Annotated in this window: 15 protein-coding genes and 2 pseudogenes; 9 read left to right on the forward strand and 8 right to left on the reverse strand. The window is 64.6% G+C overall.

Going from position 1 to position 21323, the window contains the following annotated elements:
* Positions 1–2 precede the first annotated feature (2 nt).
* From QZ656_RS17520 to QZ656_RS17530, 3 genes are all read left to right on the forward strand, one after another.
* Complete coding sequence (locus QZ656_RS17520; RefSeq protein WP_291994603.1) at positions 3–1694, forward strand: AMP-binding protein; 1692 nt, start codon at positions 3–5, stop codon at positions 1692–1694.
* A gap of 1 nt (position 1695) precedes the next feature.
* On the forward strand, positions 1696–1986 hold the full coding sequence (locus QZ656_RS17525; protein WP_291994604.1) for a hypothetical protein: 291 nt from the start codon (positions 1696–1698) through the stop codon (positions 1984–1986).
* A 91-nt stretch (positions 1987–2077) separates the two neighbouring features.
* A complete protein-coding gene (locus QZ656_RS17530) occupies positions 2078–2869 on the forward strand; it encodes a protein phosphatase 2C domain-containing protein (protein WP_291994605.1) in 792 nt (263 codons plus the stop codon).
* On the opposite strand, the gene QZ656_RS17535 is transcribed toward QZ656_RS17530, so the two are convergent.
* Both QZ656_RS17535 and QZ656_RS17540 read right to left on the reverse strand, forming a co-directional pair.
* The gene (locus QZ656_RS17535; protein ID WP_291994704.1) at positions 2866–4344 is read right to left on the reverse strand and encodes a DEAD/DEAH box helicase; all 1479 of its coding nucleotides are present in this window, start codon (positions 4342–4344) and stop codon (positions 2866–2868) included. The two genes, QZ656_RS17530 and QZ656_RS17535, sit on opposite strands and share 4 nt — an antisense overlap.
* 105 nt (positions 4345–4449) lie before the next feature.
* The gene (locus QZ656_RS17540; protein ID WP_291994606.1) at positions 4450–6567 is read right to left on the reverse strand and encodes a DUF1631 family protein; all 2118 of its coding nucleotides are present in this window, start codon (positions 6565–6567) and stop codon (positions 4450–4452) included.
* A gap of 186 nt (positions 6568–6753) precedes the next feature.
* On the opposite strand from QZ656_RS17540, the gene QZ656_RS17545 reads away from it, so the two are divergent.
* Entirely contained in the window at positions 6754–7791 is a 1038-nt protein-coding gene (locus tag QZ656_RS17545) for an aldo/keto reductase (RefSeq protein ID WP_291994607.1), read from the forward strand.
* A 137-nt stretch (positions 7792–7928) separates the two neighbouring features.
* Here the strand turns inward: QZ656_RS17545 and QZ656_RS17550 are convergent, their stop codons facing one another.
* Entirely contained in the window at positions 7929–8360 is a 432-nt protein-coding gene (locus QZ656_RS17550) for a hypothetical protein (protein WP_291994608.1), read from the reverse strand.
* 257 nt (positions 8361–8617) lie between these two features.
* Here QZ656_RS17550 and QZ656_RS17555 point away from each other — a divergent pair, with 257 nt between their 5' ends.
* The gene (locus tag QZ656_RS17555) at positions 8618–9235 is read left to right on the forward strand and encodes a hemolysin III family protein (protein WP_291994609.1); all 618 of its coding nucleotides are present in this window, start codon (positions 8618–8620) and stop codon (positions 9233–9235) included.
* A gap of 96 nt (positions 9236–9331) precedes the next feature.
* On the opposite strand, the gene QZ656_RS17560 is transcribed toward QZ656_RS17555, so the two are convergent.
* From QZ656_RS17560 to QZ656_RS17580, 5 genes and pseudogenes are all read right to left on the reverse strand, one after another.
* The gene (locus QZ656_RS17560) at positions 9332–12850 is read right to left on the reverse strand and encodes a YhaN family protein (RefSeq protein WP_291994610.1); all 3519 of its coding nucleotides are present in this window, start codon (positions 12848–12850) and stop codon (positions 9332–9334) included.
* Positions 12847–14112 carry a DNA repair exonuclease gene (locus QZ656_RS17565; RefSeq protein ID WP_291994611.1) on the reverse strand — a complete coding sequence of 422 codons (1266 nt, stop codon included), beginning with the start codon at positions 14110–14112 and terminating at the stop codon, positions 12847–12849. The genes QZ656_RS17560 and QZ656_RS17565 overlap by 4 nt, the downstream gene beginning before the upstream one ends.
* On the reverse strand, positions 14090–14914 hold the full coding sequence (locus QZ656_RS17570; RefSeq protein WP_291994612.1) for a hypothetical protein: 825 nt from the start codon (positions 14912–14914) through the stop codon (positions 14090–14092). Before QZ656_RS17570 ends, QZ656_RS17565 begins: the two co-directional genes overlap by 23 nt.
* A 4-nt stretch (positions 14915–14918) precedes the next feature.
* On the reverse strand, positions 14919–15368 hold the full coding sequence (locus QZ656_RS17575) for a hypothetical protein (protein ID WP_291994613.1): 450 nt from the start codon (positions 15366–15368) through the stop codon (positions 14919–14921).
* A 156-nt stretch (positions 15369–15524) separates the two neighbouring features.
* A pseudogene (locus QZ656_RS17580) lies at positions 15525–15932 on the reverse strand (SDR family oxidoreductase); the annotation flags it as partial.
* A gap of 335 nt (positions 15933–16267) precedes the next feature.
* Here QZ656_RS17580 and QZ656_RS17585 point away from each other — a divergent pair.
* From QZ656_RS17585 to QZ656_RS17600, 4 genes and pseudogenes are all read left to right on the forward strand, one after another.
* Positions 16268–18421, forward strand: coding sequence for a helix-turn-helix domain-containing protein (locus QZ656_RS17585; RefSeq protein ID WP_291994614.1), 2154 nt, complete (start codon positions 16268–16270; stop codon positions 18419–18421).
* A 247-nt stretch (positions 18422–18668) separates the two neighbouring features.
* Complete coding sequence (gene clcA / locus QZ656_RS17590; protein ID WP_291994615.1) at positions 18669–19937, forward strand: H(+)/Cl(-) exchange transporter ClcA; 1269 nt, start codon at positions 18669–18671, stop codon at positions 19935–19937.
* Between the two features lie 48 nt (positions 19938–19985).
* A complete protein-coding gene (locus tag QZ656_RS17595; protein ID WP_291994616.1) occupies positions 19986–20597 on the forward strand; it encodes a CorA family divalent cation transporter in 612 nt (203 codons plus the stop codon).
* Between the two features lie 143 nt (positions 20598–20740).
* Positions 20741–21241 (forward strand): annotated as a pseudogene (locus tag QZ656_RS17600) (ISAs1 family transposase); the annotation flags it as partial.
* Positions 21242–21323: the final 82 nt, after the last annotated feature.

Raw genomic sequence — 21323 nt, forward strand, 5'->3', positions numbered from 1 at the left:
GGATGACGAAGATGGATCAGCAGGCCGACAGTTATGCGCAACTCTACGCCGAGCACCGTTGGCAGGTGCCCGAGCATTTCAATCTCGCGGTCGACGTCTGCGGCCGCTGGGCCGACGATCGCAGCCGCTTCGCGCTGTACTACGAGGACGAGAGCGGTTTCACCTCGGCGCATACCTTCTGGGACATCCAGCGCGCCGCCAACCGCCTGGCCAATGTGCTGGCGGCACTCGGCACGCTGCCGGGCGATCGCGTCGCGATTGCGCTGCCGCAATGCCCGGAAACGGCCATCGCGCACGTCGCGATCTACCAGATGGGCGCGCTGGCGGTGCCCTTGTCGCAGCTCTTCGGACCCGACGCGCTCGAATACCGGCTCGGCGATGCCGGCGCGCACGTCGCCATCGTCGATGAGACGACGCTGCCGAAAGTGCTCGAGATTCGCCACCGCCTGCCGCAGTTGCGGCACCTGCTCGGCGTCGGCGCGGCCCGCGGCGACGGTGTCACGCGCTGGGAGGAAGTGCTCGAGTTGGCGTCGCCACGCTACACGCCGGCGCTGACCCGCGCCGACGACCCGGCGATGATCATCTACACCAGCGGCACGACCGGCAAGCCGAAGGGGGCGCTGATGGCGCAGCGGACGCTGCTCGGCAATCTCAGCGGTTTCGTTTGCTCGCACGACTCTTTCCCGCAGGCGCGCGACATGTTCTGGTCGCCGGCTGACTGGGCGTGGACTGGCGGCCTGTGGGACGTGCTGCTGCCGACCTGGCACTTCGGCATGCCCTTGCTGGCCTACAAGGGACGCTTCGACGCCGACAAGGCTTTTGCGCTGATCGAGAAGTACGCGATCCGCAATACCTTCCTTTTCCCGACCGCCCTGAAAATGATGATGAAGGCGGTGCCCGAGCCGAAGGCGAAGTACGATCTCGATCTGCGCACGATCATGAGTGCCGGCGAGCCGGTCGGCGCGACGGTCTTCAACTGGGCGCGGGAGAAACTCGGCGTGACGATCAACGAAATGTTCGGCCAGACCGAAATGAATTACGTGGTCGGCAATTGCGCTTCGCGCTGGCCGGCGAAGGCCGGTGCGATGGGCCGCGCGTATCCGGGACATCGCGTGGCGGTCGTTGACAGCCAGGGGCAGCCCGTAGCGCCGGGCGAGCTCGGCGAGGTCGCCGTGCATCGCCGCTGCCACGGCGAGGACGACCCGGTGATGATGCTCGGCTACTGGCAGAATCCCGAGGCGACGGCAGCGAAGTTTGTCGGCGACGGCTGGGCGCTGACCGGCGATCTGGCGAAGATCGATGCCGATGGCGATCTGTGGTACCAGGGACGCGCCGACGACGTCTTCAACAGTGGTGGCTATCGAATCGGCCCGGCCGAGATCGAGAGCTGCCTGCTCTGGCACCCGGCGGTCGCCAATTGCGCGGTCATCGGCGTTCCCGACGAGCTGCGCGGGACTCTGGTGAAGGCTTTTGTCGTCGTGCAAAGCGGTGTCGTCGGGACGTCGGCTTTGGTCGAAGAGCTGCAGCAGCACGTGCGTCGGCATCTCGCCCCCTACGAGACGCCGAAAGCGATAGAATTCGCCGAGGCGCTGCCGATGACCACTACCGGCAAGCTGCAGCGGCGCGTGTTGCGTGCGCGTGAACAGGAAAAATCAGCGGCAGCTGGCATAGCGGAAATAGCTGGAAAGCGATGAAATGAGCGAAGCGCTTGCGCGAACGGCCGGCCAGCAGCCGGAGCGGCGGCAACAGCTGGAGTTGCGCGCGGCTTTCGCGATGATCGAGCCGTTCTTCGATCCGCAGCAGGGGTGGGCCGGGCAGTCGCTCGAACATCTGGCGTATCGCCTGGTGCGCGATAACTTTCCCGATCTGAGCAGTGACGACGTGCATGCCCTGGTCGTTGCCGCGCACCGGGTGTATATCCAGCGTTATCCAGACCATAGCGATCACTTGCCGCGCCCCAGCGAGCTGCGGCGGGTAAACATCTAGAACACTACTGCCGACCTCGACCTGGTCGACCGCCTGTTTTGCCAGGCGCTCCGACTGCAGCGTCGGCGTCGGTCGTTTGGAAAGAGAGTCAATGCCGATTTCGATCGATGCCTGCGTGGCCCAGCATCAGGGTGACCGTCGCGAGCAGCAGGACCGGGTAGCCATCGTTCCGCACCCGCGTGGTGGCGGCGTCGCCCTGGCGGTGGTCGCCGACGGCATGGGTGGCCATACCGGCGGCGTCCTGGCCGCGCAGCAGGTGGTGCACACCGCCCGCGATAATCTCGAGCGTTTTTCGGCGCGCACTGAATCGGCACGAGCGCTGCTCGAATCGAGCATCAATGAAGCGCATATGTTGATCAAGGCTTCGCGCTTCATCAACGAGAAGGACCCGCACAGCACGGCCGTGATGGTGCTGCTGCAACCAGGCAAGGTCAGCTGGGCACACTGCGGCGACAGCCGCTTTTACCGCTTTCGTGGCGACAGTCTGGTCTTCCGCAGCACCGATCATTCCTACGTCGGGCAATTGGTCGTGCAGGGCAGGGTGACGCCTGAGCAGGCGCTCGTGCATCCGCACCGCAACATTCTGCTGACCTCGCTGGGCGGCGTCGAAGCGCCCAAGATTGCTTTCGGCGAAGCCAATGAGCTGCAGGTGGGTGACACGTTCTTGCTGTGCTCGGACGGCTTGTGGGCCTATTTCACCGATCAGGAACTGGCGTGGGTGATCGACGGTGCGTCGTCGGCGCGCGAAGCGTCCGAATTGCTGATTGACCGGGCGCGGGCGCTGGGCCATGGTGACGGCGACAACATTTCGCTGGCCATCCTGAAACTGGTCGAGGCGCCGCTAGCCGAGCCGGCTGTCGTCCCAGTCGCCAGCTCTCGCTAGCGACCCAGTCCGCCAAGTAGCGCCGCGACCGCCCGGCGACGCTTGTGCGGGTGTTCGGCGTGGCCCGGTTTGGCGGCATCGGCGCCGATCGCCGCGGCTGCCGGATGCGGTTCTGCGCTTTCGTAGGGTTTGCTGAAATCGAAACCGTCGGCGGCGATATGGCTGGGGCGCCGAGCACCGCCGTGGCTGCCCGTTCTCGGGCCATCGCGCGGCCCGCCACGGCTCGGCGGCGAGCGCTCGCTGCGCGGTGTGGCCAGCGAAGCCGGCGCTGGCGGTGGCGCTGCCGGTGGCCGCCGATGGCGCTTGTCGCCCGGTGGGTAGGTGTACTCGTATTCGGGCTCGAAGCCCGGCACGATGACCTGTTCGACCTGGATCCGGATCAGCTTTTCGATGTCGACCAGGTACTGCACTTCGCTCGCCGAGACCAGCGAAATCGCCGTGCCGGCCTTGCCGGCACGGCCGGTACGGCCGATCCGGTGAATGTAGTCTTCGGGCGTGTGCGGCAGTTCAAAGTTGATTACGTGCGGTAGTTCATCGATATCGAGGCCGCGCGCCGCAACGTCGGTGGCGACCAGGACCAGCACCGAACCATCCTTGAACGCTTCCAGCGCCTTCAGGCGCTCCAGCTGGCTCTTGTCGCCGTGAATCGAGTCGGCGGCAATCCCGGCCCGCTGCAGCTCGCGCGCGAGTTTGTTGGTTTCGATCTTGGTGCGCGTGAACACCAGCACCTGATTGAAGTCGGACGATCGCAGGAGCTTGACCAGCAGCGCCCGCTTGGCGTCGCTGGCGACCGGATGGACGCGGTGGGTGATGGTTTCCGAGACGGTGTTTCGTTTCGCAACTTCGATCAGTTCCGGGGACTTGAGCATCCGGTCCGCCAGCTTCTTGATTTCTTCCGAGAAAGTCGCCGAGAAGAGCAGGCTCTGGCGTTGCTGCGGCAGCATGTTGATGATCCGCGTGACGTCAGGGATGAAGCCCATGTCGAGCATCCGGTCGGCCTCGTCGAGGACCAGCGCCTGGACGCTGTTGAAGTGCAGACACTTCTGCTCGACCAGATCAAGCAGGCGGCCCGGCGTGGCGACCAGCACTTCGACGCCGCAGCGGATTTCGGCGATCTGCGCCTTGATGTCGACGCCACCGTACACGCAGCAACTCTTGATCGGCACGTGCTTGCTGTAGGTTTTCACCGACTGGTGTACCTGGATCGCCAGTTCGCGCGTTGGCGCCAGCATCAGGACGCGTACCGGGTGGCGCGCGGGCGACGGACTGGGGCTGGCGAACGGCAGAATGCGTTGCAGCAGCGGCAGCGTGAACGCCGCCGTCTTGCCGGTTCCGGTCTGTGCGCCGCCCATCAGATCGCGCCCGGCCAGAATCAGCGGTATCGCCTGAGCCTGGATCGGAGTGGGTTCGAGGTAGCCCTGATCGGCAACGGCTTTGAGCAGATCAGGCGCCAGCCCGAGGTCGGTGAAGCGGATTGGGGAAGCCTTCAAATCGCTCAAAACAGTCAACGCTCGATCGCCAGAAAACGCGATTATACATTGATTTGGCGCGCCCGCCGGGCTTTGCGGCGGGCTCGCAAGTCAGCTGCGTTCGAGGAGCTTCAGGGCGCGTTCGGCGGCCGCGTCGAAGATCGCGACCCGGGAAATGACCTGCGCCTGGCCAGAGCGTAGTTGCTGGTCGAGCGCCGTTGCCGGCATGGCGACGGCGTATCCCCAGGCAGCGTTGCAGAGCAGCACTGTTCCGGAAGACGCGTTCTGCCAGCAGCACAGCCCGGTCAGTGGTGGCCGCTCCGGGACGCAGAAGCGCAGCCAGTCGCCGACTTGCCAGTTCGTTGCCGTCGCTGGCAGCGGCTTGCCGGGATTGACCGACAGTGGCACGGATAGACCCACCATCAGCACCCGCAAGCCCTTGGCCTCGAGCGTGCGCGATCGGCCATTGGTCACCGCTGCGGCGGCGTCGTCAGTGGCCGCCGGCGGCGCCGTCGACGTCGTTGCCTGGGTGCGCAGCGCGGCGGTCTGCAGATCGAACAGGGAGTTGAGAAACAGCGTTCTTTCCGGACCGGCCAGGGCGATTTCGTCGAGACCGGCGCCGATTCGTTTGATCAGCGACGAGGCCATGCCGGCGAGCTGCTTGCGATCTTCGCCAGTGGCCTTGGGCTCGATGCTCCAGATCAGCTCGCTGGCGGTAGCGCTGTTCCGTTGCCAGCGTGGTCCGTCGCAACCGCCGTCCAGCGCGGCAGCGAACATCAGCCGCGCCCAGTGCTTTTCGAGAAATGCGGCGACCGTCGGCGGCGGCCTTCTGGCCAGGCTGGCACGCAGCCAGTTCCTGGTGAGTTGCTTGGCCGCTTGCCTTTCTTCATGGGCGACGAGCAGCTGCACGTAGCCCGTCGCGGCTTCGCAAATAGCCTGATCACGCTCGCCGATCAGGGCGTCGAGTTCGCCGAGGTAAGGATCGAGCGCGGCGTCTTTCCTGGCCAGGAGGTCGCGGACAGCGGCGCTCACCGCGTCAACGCGTTTGCAGACCGGATCTTCCCAGCCGCTGCTACGAGGCAGGCCGATTGCCGCGCGCGCCAGGCGATTGATCAGCCGCCGTGCTGGATGCGCGCTGTTGGCAAACAGCGACGGATCGAAGATGGCCAGCTTGAGAAGCGGGATCTGCAGGCGTCCGATCGCCGCCTTGACGGTGTCGGGCAGTTCGCTCGAATCGAAAATGGCCTCGAAAATCAGCGCCAGGGTGTCGAGGGCAATCGCCTCCGGCTTGCCGAGTGGCAGGTCGAGATCCTTTGCCTTGAGTGCGCACAGCGGTGATCGAGGTGGCGCATTGGCGTCGCCCGCGTCTGCCTGTGGCGAGCGCGCTTCCAGCGCCGTCAGGCGAGCGAACAGATGCTTGAGCATGACCATCGCCGCCGCATCGAGGGGCGGATTGTCCGCCCGTCCGTCGCTGCCGCCCGGAAACTGCAGCAGTGATTCGCCGAGCGCTGCCGCTTGGCCGCCGTTTTGTCGCTGACGCATCGCCTGTTGCAGCGTTGCCAGCGGGTTGGCAGGCTCGTGCCCGCCGCCGCCGCCGCTGCCGCCGCCGCTCGCCGGCGCCGCAGCCGCGCTGCCGGCGGCAAGCGGCGCGCTGTGCCCCGCTGCCGGCTGGATGCCGTAGGCCGCCAGCAACTCGTCGATTTCGCGGTAGAGCATTGGCAGTTGCTGTCGTAGCTGGTCCTCGATCCGGTCGAGTAGTGCCAGGGTCTGCGCCAGGTCGATCCCCGATTCGCTGTAGATCGCCCACAGGCCCTGGCAGATCACGTCCGGACCGACCGGGTTGCCCGCCGCCTTCATTGTTGCCCGCCGCAGCAGCGTCATGTAGCGCAGCTGGCTGCGCCACAGGTCGCGCAGGCCATCTTCTCGCAGACGGTTGACAAGGTCGCGGAGACGAATGTCCACTTCGAGATCGTCGTCGCCCATCAGCGTCAGGCGCGACGCCGTGAGCTCGCCCGCCTCGTCGAATTCGTCACGCGGCGCGGCCGAAGCGAGCTGCTCGTAAGCGTCGCCGACTTCGCTGGTGAAAGCCTCCAGTACCGACGCCTGGGTTACCCCTGCGCGGCCGACTATTTCCCTCAGGCGGCGTAGAAAGAGTTCCTTGCCGGCGCGCAGTACCTCGAGAGGATCTTCCGGTGCCGTTTGCTGCGATGGATCGTCGTCGTCAGGCATGGCTCGCTGGGCAGGTGATGGGAGTAAGCGGTCTGGTGTATGGTAGCGGGCGTCCAGGCTGACCGTGAAATTCGCCTGCTTGGCAGGGGATTATAGACGACGAGGATGTCGGGCGTCCGCGACGCGCGCGTGCTGGCGCTTGACGGCGCAGTTCGTAGCAGGGTAACTCACAGTGGCGGAGGAAGCATGAAATACAAGACACTGGGCGACAGCGCCCTGCGGGTGTCCGAGGTCTGCCTCGGCACGATGACCTTCGGACAGCAGAACAGCGAGCCGGAAGCGCATGCGCAGCTCGACCGTGCGTTTGCCGCCGGCGTCAATTTCATCGATACCGCCGAAATGTACCCGGTGCCACCGCAGGCCGCGACCTGTGGGCGGACCGAAGAGATCGTCGGCAACTGGCTGGTCAGGCAGTCGCGGCAGCAGGTGGTCGTCGCCAGCAAGGCCGCCGGGCCGTCGCGCGGCCTCAACTGGATCCGCGACGGCCAGCTGGGCTTTGACCTGGCCCGCTTGCGAGCCGCCATCGAAGGATCGCTGCAGCGCTTGCGTACCGACTATATCGATCTCTATCAGTTGCACTGGCCGGCGCGCAATCAGCCGATGTTCGGCCAATGGCAATACGATCCGGCGAAGGAAAGCGCTTCGACGCCGATTCTCGAAACGCTGGAAGCGCTGGCGACGCTGATGCGCGAGGGCAAGATTCGCCATTTCGGCGTGTCGAATGAGCACCCGTGGGGGGTCATGGAGTTCGTTCGCCTGGCTCGCGAGCACGGCTTGCCGCGCCCGCTGTCGCTGCAGAACGCCTACAGCCTGCTCAATCGAAGCTACGAGAGCGGCCTGGCTGAGGTTTGCCACCGCGAAAACGTCTCCTTGCTGCCGTATTCGCCACTCGCTTTCGGGATGCTTTCTGGCAAGTACCTCGACAAGCCGAATGCGCCGGGCCGCATCACGCAGTTCGCCGGCTTTGGCCAGCGCTACAGCAAGGAGAACGTCGCGCCGGCGGTCGCCGCGTATGCCGCGCTCGCCGGTCGCAACGGCCTGACGCCGACGCAGTTGGCGCTGGCTTTCGTCTATTCACGCTGGTTTTCGGCGAGCACCATCATCGGCGCGACGAGTCTCGCGCAACTCGACGAGAACCTCGGCGCGCTGGCGGTGCAGCTGCCACCGTCGCTACTTACCGAGATCGATACGATCCATCTGCGCTACACCAATCCAGCGCCGTGAATAGCGTCCGTCGCCTAACGGTCATGACATGTTGAGATACCCCAGATCATGAAAGTCATGACCGTTTCCCTCTTCTCCTGGCCCTTCTCCCGCAAGGGGAGACAGGAGATTCGTGAGTCGCGTACGCGACTTTCACATTAATGCGCTTTGTCGGCCGGTTGATCGGCCTTCGCGTCGGCGGCCTGCGGTTCCGCCCGGGCGCCTGCTTCGGCGTCGATTGCCGGGCGCGCCCTGGTCGGTTTTCTGGTGCCCGGGGCTTGCGGTGGCGGTAGTTGCGGCTCGACGGTCGGCAACTTGTTTTCGCGCATGTAGCCGTCCATGTCGCGCCAGCCCTCGTAGATCGCCGCCTTCGGTAACCACGAATAGATCGAGTAGCAGTCCTCGATGGCGCGCCCCGACTGCCGGCAGGCACCGCCGACCGCCTGGCCCTCGGCAGTCAGCCGCGCGGCCTTGGCCGCCGGGTTCTCAAGTCCGAGTTTTTCCTGAATCAGATCACAAGCGCTGAGGCCAGGGAGCAGCCCGCTGGCGATCAAGAGCGTGAGCAGCCGACGACGCGAGTTAGCGAACACGAAGATCCCTGCGTGATGGGTTGACGACGCCACATCTTACCAGCCCTCGGGTCGGCGGCAGGTTTCGTTGCTCGCCATGCCGTCGGCTTGCCGAGCAAGCGTCCATCGCGACGAGCGGCCTTCCGCTACGGGCGTTTGCCGATTGACCGCGAAACGGCGAAGCCGCGACAATGCCGCCTGCGCTTGTTCAATTGCCTGCCAGCCCGTTGCCCGCATTTCGTCGGGCAGGGTCGATTACCGCGTCGGAGCCACTCACTATGTACTACGGCGAGAAGTTCAACGCCTGGACGCACGTCCTTGGGGCGGTTCTGGCGCTCGCTGGCTCGCTTGTTCTGGTGGTGCTGGCGGTCGCTGGCGGCGATCCCTGGAAGCTGCTCAGCGTCTCGATCTACGGGCTGACGCTGGTCCTGCTGTACAGCTTCTCGGCGCTCTACCACAGCTTTCGCGGGCGCGCCAAACGGATCCTGCAGAAACTCGACCATCAGGGAATCTATCTGCTGATCGCCGGTAGTTACACGCCGTTCTGCCTGGTTTCCCTGCGCGGTCCGTGGGGCTGGTCCTTGCTCGGGACGGTGTGGGGGCTGGCGCTGCTCGGTAGCCTGCAGGAAATGCGGCCGAAGAACGACGCCCGCATCCTGTCTCTGGTGATCTACGTCGTCATGGGTTGGGCGGCGCTGGCGGCACTGGTGCCGCTGTTGCATGCCCTGGGAACGGCCGGTTTCGTGTGGGTCGCAGCCGGCGGCGTGTTCTACACCGTCGGGATCGTTTTCTACGCGCTCGATACACGGCTCAAGCACGCGCACGGCATTTGGCACCTGTTCGTGATGGCCGGCAGCACGGCGCATTACTTCGCCATCCTGTTCTACGTGCTGTGATTCGCCAGCACCTCGCCGAACGAGCATGGCCGGTCATTCGCGTAAGGCGATGGCCGGAAAATCTCGGGCGCGATGGCGCCGGCTTGCCTCGCTCGCTCATGACGACAGACGGTGCGGCTGGTAGGCGCCGGCACCGATCGCCGCTGCGGCCACCTCGAGCAGATGTTCGTGGTGCGTCAGAAACAGCACCTGCGTTCGTTGCGAGAGGTCAGCCAGGACCTTGAAGGTCGCCGCCGCGGCCGCGTCGTCGAACTGGATCGTGATGTCGTCGATGATCACCGGCAGGGGCTCGCCGTTGTCGAGATGGCCTTCGATCGCCGCCAGCCGCAAGGCGAGAAAGAGCTGATCACGGCGGCCGGTGCTCAACTGCTCCATGCGCAGGCGCTCGCCGTCGGCGCGAACGGCCTTGAGAATCTGCTGCTCTTCGTCGAAGTCGACGACGACGCCGCTGTAGCGCTCGCCGGTGATCGCGGCAAAGCGCTTTGACGCTTTGTCGATCAGCGGCCCCTGGTTGCGCTTCTGGTAGTCGGCGATGACCTGCGCGAGCACCGCCGCGGCGATCCGCGATGCCGCGTAATCGGCGCCGAGTTCGGCAATCCGTGCCGCGTGTTGCGCGCTCTTTTGTTGAGCGTCGGCGGCAGCGGCCGAACCATCCATTTCCTCGAAGGCCTGCCGGGCGCTGAGGTAGGCGGCGTGCCGCTGCTGCACGTCGGCGGCGTTCTCCTCGTTTTCTTGCGCGTGCCTATCGAGCGCCGCGGCGACCGCGTCGGGATCGCGGCCGGCGGCCTGCTGGAGCGCTTCGGCCAGCGGCCGCGCGGCTGACTCGACGAGTCGCGCCTCGATCTCGCGAATCCTGGCGGCCAGCGCGGTCGCTTGTGCGCTCTGGCCTTCGACCAGTTCGAGGCGCTCGATGGTCGGGCAGCCGGCCTGGAGCAACAGCTTGTCGATGATCCGGGTGGCTTCGGCGGCGGCCTGGCGAGCTTGTTCGACGGCCTGCTGGTCGTCGGCGACCTGCTGGCTCAGGGTATTCTTTTTGTCCTGCCGGGCGCGCGTGAGCGTCAGTTCGCGGTAGATCTCGGCGGCCAGGAGGTCATGGCTGCGTCCGTCGACGGCTAGCTCGACGCCGCGAACGGTTTGCCAGGTCCTCGCCAGACGCGCTTCGTAGTCGTCGATCCGGATGCGCGCCTGGCGCTGCTCGTTTCTCGATTGTTCGAGCGCGGCGTGCGCCTGCGTCAGGTCTGACAGCTGTTGCAGGCGTGCCGTCGCCTCTTCCGCGCTGGCGTCGCCGGCCAGGCGAATGCTGCCCATGGCGTCGGCCCAGCGGCTCTGCCACTCGTCGAGTTGGCCGCCGCTCGCTGCGGCTGCGGCATCGGCATGCCGCAGCGCGGCATCGGTGTTCGCCTGCTGGCTGGCCTTCAGCTGTCGTTGCGTCAGCTGCTCGGCTTGCCGTTTGGCAACGGCACGCGCCCGCGCCAGAGTTTCGGAGAGGCGCTCGGTCGTCGCCGGGGCGGGCCGATTGAGCAGCGCATAGATGCCAGCGAGCCGGCTACGGATGTCCGCGGCCAGCTGGCGGCGCTGCTCGGCCTCGTGCCGCTTGCCCTGACTGGCGTCGAACTTCTGCAGGAAAGCTTCGCGTTTGCCGACCCAGGGCGCGGCTTCGGCGATTTTCAGCGACGGCAGGCGGTGTGTCGCGAGCACTGCCGCCCAGCGCCGATCGAGATCTTCCTGGCGGCTGACGATCCTTGCCTGGCGTTCTCTTTCCAGGCTGAGGCCGCTCTGCATCTGCGCTTCGCGCAGCCGGAACTCGGCGTAGCGCGTGGCTCGCTCGGCATCGGCGAAGAGGCCGTCGGCGGCGTCGTCGGCAGCGCTGACCGCCCCCTCGTAGCGTTCGTAGCGCTCGGCCGCTGGCGCTGGAGCGGCCGCTGCGGGTTCGCCAGCGGTCGCCATGAAATGGCGGCGAAAGCCCATCCAGAGCGCGTCACGCGTTGCGCGTTGGCCGACGACGGCTTCTCTGCTCGGCACGTCACCGCGGACTTGCAGGCCCTTGATGTCGCCCTGCAAGGCGGCGAGATCGTTCTCGATCTTTTCGATCGCCTCGCCGATCGAACGCGCGCGGCGGCGCAGTTCGTCGTCCTCGGCCTTGAAGAGCTGCACTTCGGCGTCGAGCGGGACCGTCGTCCCGGCGATGGCTTCGGCAGCGGCCATCTTCAGTCCACGCGCTTCGTTGTTCAGTTTCGCCGCCGCCGCGCTGGCTTCGTCTTCGAGTTGTTGCGCGCGCGCTTCGGGATCGCCGTAATCGGCAATCGAATCCAGGTAGCTCGCCAAATCTTCGGAAAAATCGGCTTTCCCCAGGCTGCTGATTTCGGCGCCGAGTTGATCGACCTCGAGTTTCTTCTCGCGCTGCGTCTCGAGATTGGCCTGCTGCCTGGCCTTGAGCGTCGCACCGGCGGTGATCAAGGCGCGGATTCTGGCCGTCCGGGTCGGCTCCGGCAGCCATTGCAGTGGCTCGACTGGTTTTTCGTCGCCGACGATTTGGCGCACGACGAAAGCAAAGTCGCCGTGTGCCGTTTCGATCGCCGCCTCGGCCTTGGCCGCTTGCAGGCGCGCTTCGCGGTACGCTGTGGTCGCGTGGTGAAGCGCTTCGATCGCTTCGGCGTCGGCGAGAACGGCGTCGTTGATCGCGATCGCCGCCAGTTCGGCCTGGTGTTGCTGGCAGCGCTGCGTCGCCGCCTGCGCCGCAGCGAGCGCCTCGGTTTTCCTGGTCACGGCGGCGACGCGTTCGCTCGCTGCTGACGGCGGCAGTAGCGGCACGCTGGCCAGTTCGGCCAATTGCTGCTGCGCCAGTTCGCGCGCCGCGACGTCGGGCAGGATTGCCGCCAGCCGCTCCAGTCGGCGCGCTTCCTGCTGCAGGCGGAGCTGCTCGGCCAGCGCGGTCTCGTAGTCCTTCCTCGCCGCGTCCATTGCCGACCTGGCCGCGCTCCATGCCGCCGGTCGCACCGCGGCTTCTTTCGCCTGGCGGCGGCTTTCGTCGTAGTCCGCCAGCGCCCGGTAGATCGCCGACTTCGATGCCCGCGGCTTGAACAGCGTTTCCGCCTCGCCGTCGAGCTTGCTGCGCAGGGCGCGGATCGACGTCAGGCCGGCGCCGGCTTCGAACAGGCTTTCGCCGGCGTCGCCCTTGCCTTGCGCCAGCGCCGCACCACCGCGCACCAGGGCATCGTGGTCGAGGCTGAACATGGCCAGGAAAAGACCCTGGCTGAGGCCGCCGAGCCAGTCGCGAAGAACGCCTTCCGGAACGCTTTCGGAAAGCTCGGCGCCGCTTTCCGGGTCATATTTGAGCAAGGTATTGACGCGACCCTTGCGCCGCATCACCGCCAGTCGCTCGCCGAGCCGCGACGACAGGTCGAGGCCGACACGCAGATTCGGGTTACCGTGCAGGTGGCCATCGCGGCTGGTCTCGGGGATGCCGAACAGGGCGCCGTTGATCGCTCGCCAGAGCGTCGTCTTGCCGGCCTCGTTCGGTCCGCAGATGATGTGCAGATTGGCGGCGGCGGCCAGCGTCAGGCGCTGGCCGGTGAAATGGCCATAGGCCTTGAGATCGATCTGTTCGATCTTCACCGCTGGTCCTCGGCGGCAATTGCCGCCAGCAGGCGCTCGCGGGCGTTGGCCAGCGCGTCGGCGAGCGCGGCGGCGGAATCGAGCGCCCAGGCGCTGTCGGCGCCGCGCAGCTCGGCCGGGAGTTTTTGCCCGAGATCGGCCAGCACCGACTCGGCGAGCGCCTTGAGCGTCGCCGGATCGGCTGCCAGCGATTCGAGCGAGCGGATCAGCAAGCCGATCGGATCGTCACGTTCTGCCAGTCGTGCCAGGTCGAGTGGTGCGGTGACCTTGATCCGGACCTTTTCAAGCCAGGCCATACCGGCGGACGCTTCGCCAATCGACGCCGCCAGCTGCGCGCGCAGCGCTTCTCGATTCGCCACTAGTGCGTGATGCAGCGGCCCGCGTCCGCTCAGAGTCAGGCGCAGGGCGAGGAGCCGGTCGGCGGCCGAGACTTGCAGCGCACGTACTTCAGCCTGCACCGCGGCGTGCAGATCGTCGGCGGACGACAAGGCGGCGATGTCGATGTCGAGCTGATGCCAGCGCGCGACGTCGGTTGCAAGGAACTCGACCGAGGTGATGCCGACGCCGGCTTCGCCTTCGACGAGCATGCAGCCCTTGGCGCCGGTCTCACGAGCGTGCCGTCCCTGCGTATTGCCCGGGAAAACGATCCACGGCGATGTGCGGACGATTTCGCGCGTATGGACGTGCCCCAGCGCCCAGTAGTCGTAGCCCTTGTCGGCCAATCGCTCGGGCGTTGTCGGCGCGTACGGCTGGTGGCCTTCGCGGCCCGACAGGGCGGTGTGCAAGACGCCGATATTGAGCAAGCCGGCGTGCGCAGCGGGATACGCCGCAGCAAGATCGGCGGTCACTGCCTCGGACGCGAAACTCTGCCCGTGGATGGCGACACCCAGCGATTCGATGAGCTCGGTGGCCGGCCGATTCGCCGGAAAACTGTAGACGTTTTTCGGCAGCGGCACCGATCGGGTCAATTTGCTGACCGCGTCGTGGTTGCCGTAGCTCAGGAAGACGCGGATATCGGCGTCGGCCAGGCGGCGCAACTGCGCCGCGAAATAGAGGCCGGTATTGAAGTCCGGCCAGTCGCCGTCGAAGATGTCGCCGGCGATCAGTACGAAGTCAGCGGCGCGCTCGATGGCCAGGTCGACGACCTTGGCGAAAGCCCGACGGGTGGCGCGCCGCATCTCTTCGGCGGGCGCGCCCTCGTAGACTTCGAGGCCGCGCAGCGGGCTGTCGAGGTGCAGGTCAGCGCAGTGGATGAAGCGCATCGCTGCTCGCCTCGCTTGATGGGAAAGTCGCGTTCATTTCGCAATGGTGATCGGCAGGTCGACGCCCTTGATATCGCCGACGGCGGTCTGGAAGAGACCGCCGAGCATGGCGAAGTATAGTGGTCGAGCGGTCCCATTGGGTGTCGCCGACGCTGTAGTTGCGCCCGGCGAAGTCGACCGAGGCGATGGCCGTCGCCGGCGGCGTCTCGGAAATCGTGATGAGCAGCGCCGAGCGCGGATTTTCTGCGGTTGGCCCGGTGCGCGCGTCGGCAGCGACGTCGAACTCGGGAACGGCGCGCGCGCCGTTGGCGACGAAAGCGAGCATCTGCAGCATGCTGCGCATTTTGATCGCACCGCGAATGGCGAAGTCGCCACCGGGGCCGTCCGGCCGGACATCGAGGAAGACGAAGCCGCGCGGGTTGCGTTTAATGCGCTCGTTGAGCTCGAAACGGGCCTGATTGCCGAGCGACATCGGATCGACGTTCATCACCACCACGCGTCCTGCCTGAAACCGCGCCAACTGGTAGCTGCCGTCGGCGGTCCGGCGCCACTGCAGGCCCTCCTTGTCGGCATTGATGACGTCGGCCGCGCTCGGTGCAGTCTTCAACGCCGGCGCTATCGGTTCCTCGAAGACCAGTGTTCGCACGAACAGCTGGCGCTTGTCATTCAGCCAGCGGAGGTCCCTGGCGATGCGCCGGAACTCGGTGTATTCCTCTGGTCGCGCCGGGTCGTTGGCGATGAAGCGGATGAAGCAGCCGTCGGCGTTCTGCACTTCGATCCCGGAAGCAAGTAGTCGCGTCACGCGGTCAATCGCACCCCCCTGGAAGACCAGAAACTCGAATGGCTGGTCCTTGAACGGCGTTAGAACGCGCTCGGTGAACGCCTGTCCGGAGAGCGGATGAATACTGAAGGTCGGGTTCTCGGAGACGCCGGTGCCGACGTTGAGGCCCAGGAAGCTGTCGCCCGACGTTCGGTGCCACTCGCCGCCGATACCGAGCGTGGTCGACCAGTTGAAGGTTGCGGCGATGGTCGAGGTCGAGGTGAAGTGGCACCGGCTTGCCGTTGTCGGTGCGGGCGATGTTCAGCAGCAGTTTCTGGTCGAGGCGGCTGGTGACTTCGTCGTAGCCGAGCAGCAGCCGCTCGAGCACCGGCCGGCCGGCGCAGCCGGCGATGGCCACAGCCAACAGGGCCGGTGCGACGGCGCGCGCCAGTCGCGAAAAATCCCGGTCAGTCGCATGCAGATGGGGATTGTTCATGTAAAGGAGTTCCTGAGTTACGGCTGGCGAAGCAGACGGGCGGCGGTCAGGCTGCCGTTCTGTTTTCAGCGCGGGCGAGTCCGCCCGTGCCCGGTGGCAGCGCTGCCGGAGCGCTTTTGTCGGCCTGCTTGGGGTCTCTGGCAAGCGACTTGTCCTTCAGCCCAGCAGCGGCTCCGGGTTACCGAGGGCGGTGGTATTCAGTCCGTCGTCGTACATGATCTCGGCAGTAATCGCGCTGGCCAGGTCGGAGAGCAGGAAGGCGGCGGCGTTGCCGACTTCGTCGATGGTGATGTTGCGGCGCAGCGGCGCGTTGTGCGCGTTGTCGGCGAGCAGTCGCGAGAAGTTGCCGATACCGGGAGCGGCCAGGGTCTTGATCGGGCCGGCCGAGATGGCGTTTGCGCGGATGCCCTGCGGGCCGAGGCAGAAAGCGAGGTAGCGGGTGGCCGGCTCGAGTCTGGCTTTGGCCAGACCCATGGTGTTGTAATTGGGCAGGGTGCGCTCGGTGCCGAGGTAGGAGAGTACCAGCCAAGCCGGTTTGCGGCCTGTCAGGAGCAATTGCTCGGCGCAATCAGCATGCTCGAATTGCCCATACGCCCCGGCCGGGTCGAGCCGCACGCCATCAAACGAAGACCGAATGCCCATCAACTGCTCACGGTCCCGCGGCGCCTTGCCCGCGAGGCCATTCCGTGTGCGCGCCATCCACTCGCTTAAGCTCAGATTTCCTGATCCCGGCCGGGAATGTAGGTAGAATTCCGGAATTGCACGTGGCACTTTATTTTGACGGCCATGATTTTCTTATGGCATAAACCAAGCTTCGCTAGGAGTGCAAGGAGGAGCAGACGTTGAGGCAATCGTGGCTTCCAGGGTTTCCGGATGGTGCGCAGAAAGTGGGAGAAGGGTTGGCGATTCTGGAGAAGGATGGCCAAGCGATCTACTTTGTTGGGGGAGACAATTACTTCTCGCACCCCGTAGGAGACGACGCTGGCCGCAGGTTCGCTCTGACCAGCCTGATGGAGAACGGGCACGTCAAGGCGGTCGAACTGGAAAGGCCACCGCTGTGCATCCCGCACCGCACGCTGATGAACTGGGTGGGACAAAGCCGCAAAGCCGGGCCATCGTCTTTCTTTCGACCGGCGGCGGCGAGCCGGCCGCGGATCATGACGCCGGACAAGAGTGCCGAATGCGCGCGGCTGTTGAGCGAGGGAAAGCGTCCTGCCGAAGTGGCACGGCAGGTGGGCGTCCAGGAGTCGACGCTGCGCAAGGCGATCCGGCGCCAGGGCGTGCCGCAGTTGGCCGCCTTGCCGCAAGAGGCAGGGGAGTTGGAAGCGGCGAGCACCAAGAGTGAGCGCAGCCGGGCGGATGCGGAAGCCGCCGCGGGGATGGGCACCGCCTGCACGCGCGCCGACGAGCGGATCCAAACGGCGCTGGGATTGGCGACCGGTGCGACGACGCGCTTCGAAGCGAGCCACGATGTGGCGATGGGGGGGCTGTTGGCCGGCTTGCCGGCCTTGTGCGCGAACGGGCTACTGACCGGCCTGGATCGCCATCTCAAGCTGCCCCGGGGATTCTACAGCGCCTTGCACATCCTTCTCGTCCTCGGCTTCATGGCCCTGGGGCGAATCAAGCGGCCGGAACATCTGCGACAAACCTCGCCCGGAGAACTCGGCAAAGTCATCGGCCTGGACCGGGTACCGGAAGTCCGCACCCTGCGGGAAAAGGTCCATCTGCTGGCCAAGACGGGTGACCCGGCAGCCTGGATGCGGGATCTCGCGAAGCTCTGGATGGAAAGCGAGCCAGAAGAAGCGGGTTACCTGTATGTCGATGGTCATGTTCGGGTGTATCACGGCGAGCAGGCCAGGCTGTCGAAGCGCTACGTCTCGCGCGAACGCCTGTGCCTGCGGGGCACCACCGACTACTGGGTTAACGATGCCCTGGGTCGCCCGTTCTTTGTGGTTTCGCAGCCGCTCAATGACGGACTCGCCGAGACCCTGCTCAAGGACATCGTCCCGCAACTGCTGGAGATCGTCCCGGGACAGCCGACGCCCGCCGAACTGGACGCCGACCCGACCCTGCACCGGTTTGTCATGGTCTTCGATCGGGAAGGGGCCACCCAGAGTCTCCTCGGCAGACTCTGGAAACAGCGCATCGGCGCACTGACCTACCGCAAGAACGTCAAGGACCTCTGGTCCGAAGAGGTGTTTCAGGAACAGGAAGTCCATCTGCCGGCAGGCGGCAGCACCGGGATGAAACTCGCCATGCGCGAAACCCGACTCGGCACAGGCGATAGCAGCCTGGCCGTGAGCGAAGTTCGTCGGCTGACCCAGACGGGACATCAAACAGCCGTGATCACGACCGCCCGGCAACTCGGAAACACCACCATCGCTGAGCGGATGTTCGCCCGTTGGTGCCAGGAAAACTACTTCGCGTACATGATGGAACACTATGATATTGATGGACTTATCGAGTACGGAGACGACTCTCTTCCCGGCACTCACCAGGTCGTCAACCCCCGCTGGCGGGAACTCGACAAGGCCGTCAGGCAAACCCGCCAGAGCGAAAGAAAACTGCAGGCCGCAATCGCCAGGACGGCCTTGAACGACGGCGGCGAAATCCAGAAAAACGCCGAGTCTGTCGAAGCACTGCAGGCCGTTCAGGAGGAACTCAAGCGACTTTGCGCGGCGCGCAAGGCAAGCCCCCGAAAGGTGACGATCGACAGTCTGCCCGAGGCCGAGCGACCGACCCAACTGCCGCCCCTGAACAAGATGCTCTGCGATACCGTGAAAATGGTCGCCTACCGGGCCGAGACCGCCATGGTGGCGCTATTGCGCCGCCACTTGAAGAAGGAGGACGACGCACGTGCGCTCATTCGCGAATTGTTCGTTTCTTCCGCTGACATCGAACCGAACGCGCTAGCCAACACCCTGACCATCAAAATTCACCGGATGGCCAGCCCAGCTCATGATCGCGCTATCGCCGCGCTCCTCGAGGAACTCACCCTGCAAGATTTTCCGCATCCGGAAACCGGGGCAAGAATGACCTTCACTCTTGTCTGAAGTGCCAACCCGGTTTCCTCCGAGATCAGGAAATCTGAAGGTAGTGCCATGGGTCTCTTAGCCGTTTTCATCGGAATTATTTTTGCTCTGCTGCAATTTTTCATTCACCATTTCGAGCGTTACGCATTGTCATTGTCTATGGAGAGACGGGAATTACTGAATCACTGCTCCCTCAAACCTCAGGAACCTTACAGATATGAATACGAACCCTGAAGGGGGCCAGGCCAGTAAAAGTGGAAGGTTCAGCTTGGCAAAACTGACCCTGTTGTCGCTTCTCACAGGCGCCGTCATCGGCTTGGTCATCGGGTGTTTTCGCTTGGCGCTGGACCACATGAACGCTGCTCGCACTGAAACAATCGCCTGGGCCCACCAATGGCCGGTGCTTGGCTTCGTCCTGGTTTGTGCCTCGGTTGCAGCAACCACCGCTCTTGCTGCCTCGCTGGTGCAGCGTTCCGGGCAACCTGCGGCTGGCAGCGGTATTCCCCACGTCGAGGCAGTGATCGAGGGCACGTTGCCCGCAGCCCCGCTGCTGTTGTTGCCCGTCAAGTTCGTGGGTGGCCTGCTTGCTATAGGGGGTGGTCTGGCGCTCGGGCGCGAAGGCCCCAGCGTGCAGATGGGCGCCAACCTGGCCCAATTCTGCGGAAGCACTTTCCGGCTGCCGACGACGGATCGAATTGCGCTTTTCGCATCGGGTGCCGGTGCCGGGCTGGCGGTGGCCTTCAATGCCCCCATGGCCGGATCGGTGTTCGTGCTGGAAGAACTGGTTCGTCGATTCGATATCCGGATTGCCATCGCCGCACTGGGTGCTTCCTGTTCGGCCATCGCGGTGGCATCACTGTTGCTCGGGCAGCAACCAGATTTCAATGTCGCAGAACTGCCCGTTCCCAGTTCCTGGACCGGCCCCATCTTCGGCTTGTTGGGTATCCTGGCTGGACTGGCAGGCGTTGCATACAACCGACTGATCATCAAGACCTGTGCGCTGTTCGATGGTTTGACCCGTTGGCGACCGGAGTTTCGCGCGCTCCTTATCGGTGCACTGGTGGGTGCGTTGGCCTGGTTTGCACCGGACATGGTCGGCGGCGGCGATGAGATTTCCCAGCAGGTTCTCGTCGGCGGCATTGGGCTGGCGGCATTGCCCCTCATCTTTGCCGTTCGCTTTGTGCTCGGCCCGTTGTCCTACGCCGCGGGCACGCCCGGTGGCCTGTTCGCGCCCATCCTGGCGCTTGGCGCCTGCCTTGGCCTGGGATTCGGTCTGCTGTGCCCGCAGTTCGTGGCAGATTCCGGTGCCACCCCCATCACCTTTGCGATCGCCGGTATGGCGGCATTTTTGACCGCAACGGTTCGAGCACCAGTGACCGGCATGATCCTGATCTTCGAGATGACCGGTGCTTTCAACCAGGCATTACCAATGCTCTGGGCCTCTTTCGCGGCTATGGCCGTTCCCACATTGATGGGTAATTCGCCAATCTACGATTCCATGAAGGCTCGCACGATCGGCGTAGCCAAGACAATGTAGTGGCTGGCGCTCTAACGCGTTGTCATTACCCTCTGGAGATGATCCGCCATGCCCGAGATTACCCGATTCGGTTCCGGTAAAGCCGGCGATAAGACCTGTCCCGATGGCGTCACCTGGTTCGACATCAACATTGCCGACAACGCTGATCACGAATGGCTGATGGCCTGGCAGGAGATCAGTGAGCAGACGAGAACGGCATTGTTGGAACCGGCGCGCTTCAGCCATTATGAACAAGTGCCAGAAGGCACATTGCTCAGCATGAGAACGCTGCGTTCGGGTGAAAAGGACGATCGCACTGATCCCGGTGACCTAAAGCTGCTGATCGGCCCAGCCACGGCAATCACCTTACGATCGGGGAAAGTCGCCGCCGTGGACCAGTTGCGACAGAACCTGCCGTCGAACAAGTCGCTGGTGACAGCGGTGGACTTGCTGGGCTTCTTGGTGACGGGTATGACCAACCGGATGGAACCGGTCATCTCCGATCTGACCCAGGACATCGATGACGTCGAGGATGCCATGCTCGACGGCGGTCTGGTACCACCCCAGAAGACGCTGAGCGAGTTTCAGCGCCGCATCTTTCGCACCAGGCGGCAAGTGAATTACACCCAGCAGGTGCTTGATCCGATGACTACCGATCCCAGGGCCTCCGCACTCGGATAGCATAGTGCTTGTTGTCATACTCGATCAGCGGAAAATCGTTAACATTCATGGGCTTATGACAACCACTTGTAAACCCTGTTGAAATCAGGTCTACTCTCGTCTTTTGGACGAACGAAATGACTGTGACGACGGGAGTGAGCCTGATGTGCTGCTTGAGGGAAGTGGACGACCCGCGCAGACCCAGCAACGGGACGCTGCATGACTTCCAGGAGATTTTGGTGATTGCCATGGCAGGGGTACTCTCGGATTGTGACACCATCGAAGACATCGCCTACTGGGGGCGCCGGAAAGAAAAATGGCTGCGTGAATTCCTGGTGCTCAAGAACGGGGTTCCCTCCACGGAGACGTTTCTGCGGGTGTTCCGAGCGCTTGACCCGAAGCAATTTGAGGTCGCGTTTCGCCGCTGGGTGGCCGGGGTGGTCGGCGCCTTGCGAGGCAGCGTCGCGTTCGATGGCAAGACGGTGCGAGGTTCCGGCAGTGGTGGCGAAACCGCGATTCACATGGTCAGCGCCTTCGCTACGGAATTGGGTATTGTCCTCGGCCAGGAAAAGGTCGCCAGCAAGAGTAATGAGATCACCGCCATCCCGGAACTCCTCAAGGCACTGTATATCAATGGGTTGCTGGTCACCATCGACGCCATGGGCGTAAGTATTCGGTGAACCCGTAGCCCCCGCTTTTTTGGTCGGCGTGGTTCAGTCAGCGATTGGCGGGTAGACCGGAAATCTG

The sequence above is a fragment of the Candidatus Accumulibacter sp. ACC003 genome (assembly GCF_907163085.1).
In the GTDB taxonomy this organism is placed as follows: Bacteria; Pseudomonadota; Gammaproteobacteria; order Burkholderiales; family Rhodocyclaceae; genus Accumulibacter.

Bases quoted from the DNA above. Each gene is read 5' to 3' on its own strand.
- QZ656_RS17530 (WP_291994605.1), top strand. From the start codon at position 2,078: ATGCCGATTTCGATCGATGCCTGCGTGGCCCAGCATCAGGGTGACCGT.
- QZ656_RS17540 (WP_291994606.1), bottom strand. From the start codon at position 6,567: ATGCCTGACGACGACGATCCATCGCAGCAAACGGCACCGGAAGATCCT.
- QZ656_RS17545 (WP_291994607.1), top strand. From the start codon at position 6,754: ATGAAATACAAGACACTGGGCGACAGCGCCCTGCGGGTGTCCGAGGTC.
- QZ656_RS17575 (WP_291994613.1), bottom strand. From the start codon at position 15,368: ATGAACAATCCCCATCTGCATGCGACTGACCGGGATTTTTCGCGACTG.
- QZ656_RS17555 (WP_291994609.1), top strand. From the start codon at position 8,618: ATGTACTACGGCGAGAAGTTCAACGCCTGGACGCACGTCCTTGGGGCG.
- QZ656_RS17565 (WP_291994611.1), bottom strand. From the start codon at position 14,112: ATGCGCTTCATCCACTGCGCTGACCTGCACCTCGACAGCCCGCTGCGC.
- QZ656_RS17525 (WP_291994604.1), top strand. From the start codon at position 1,696: ATGAGCGAAGCGCTTGCGCGAACGGCCGGCCAGCAGCCGGAGCGGCGG.
- QZ656_RS17595 (WP_291994616.1), top strand. From the start codon at position 19,986: ATGCCCGAGATTACCCGATTCGGTTCCGGTAAAGCCGGCGATAAGACC.
- QZ656_RS17520 (WP_291994603.1), top strand. From the start codon at position 3: ATGACGAAGATGGATCAGCAGGCCGACAGTTATGCGCAACTCTACGCC.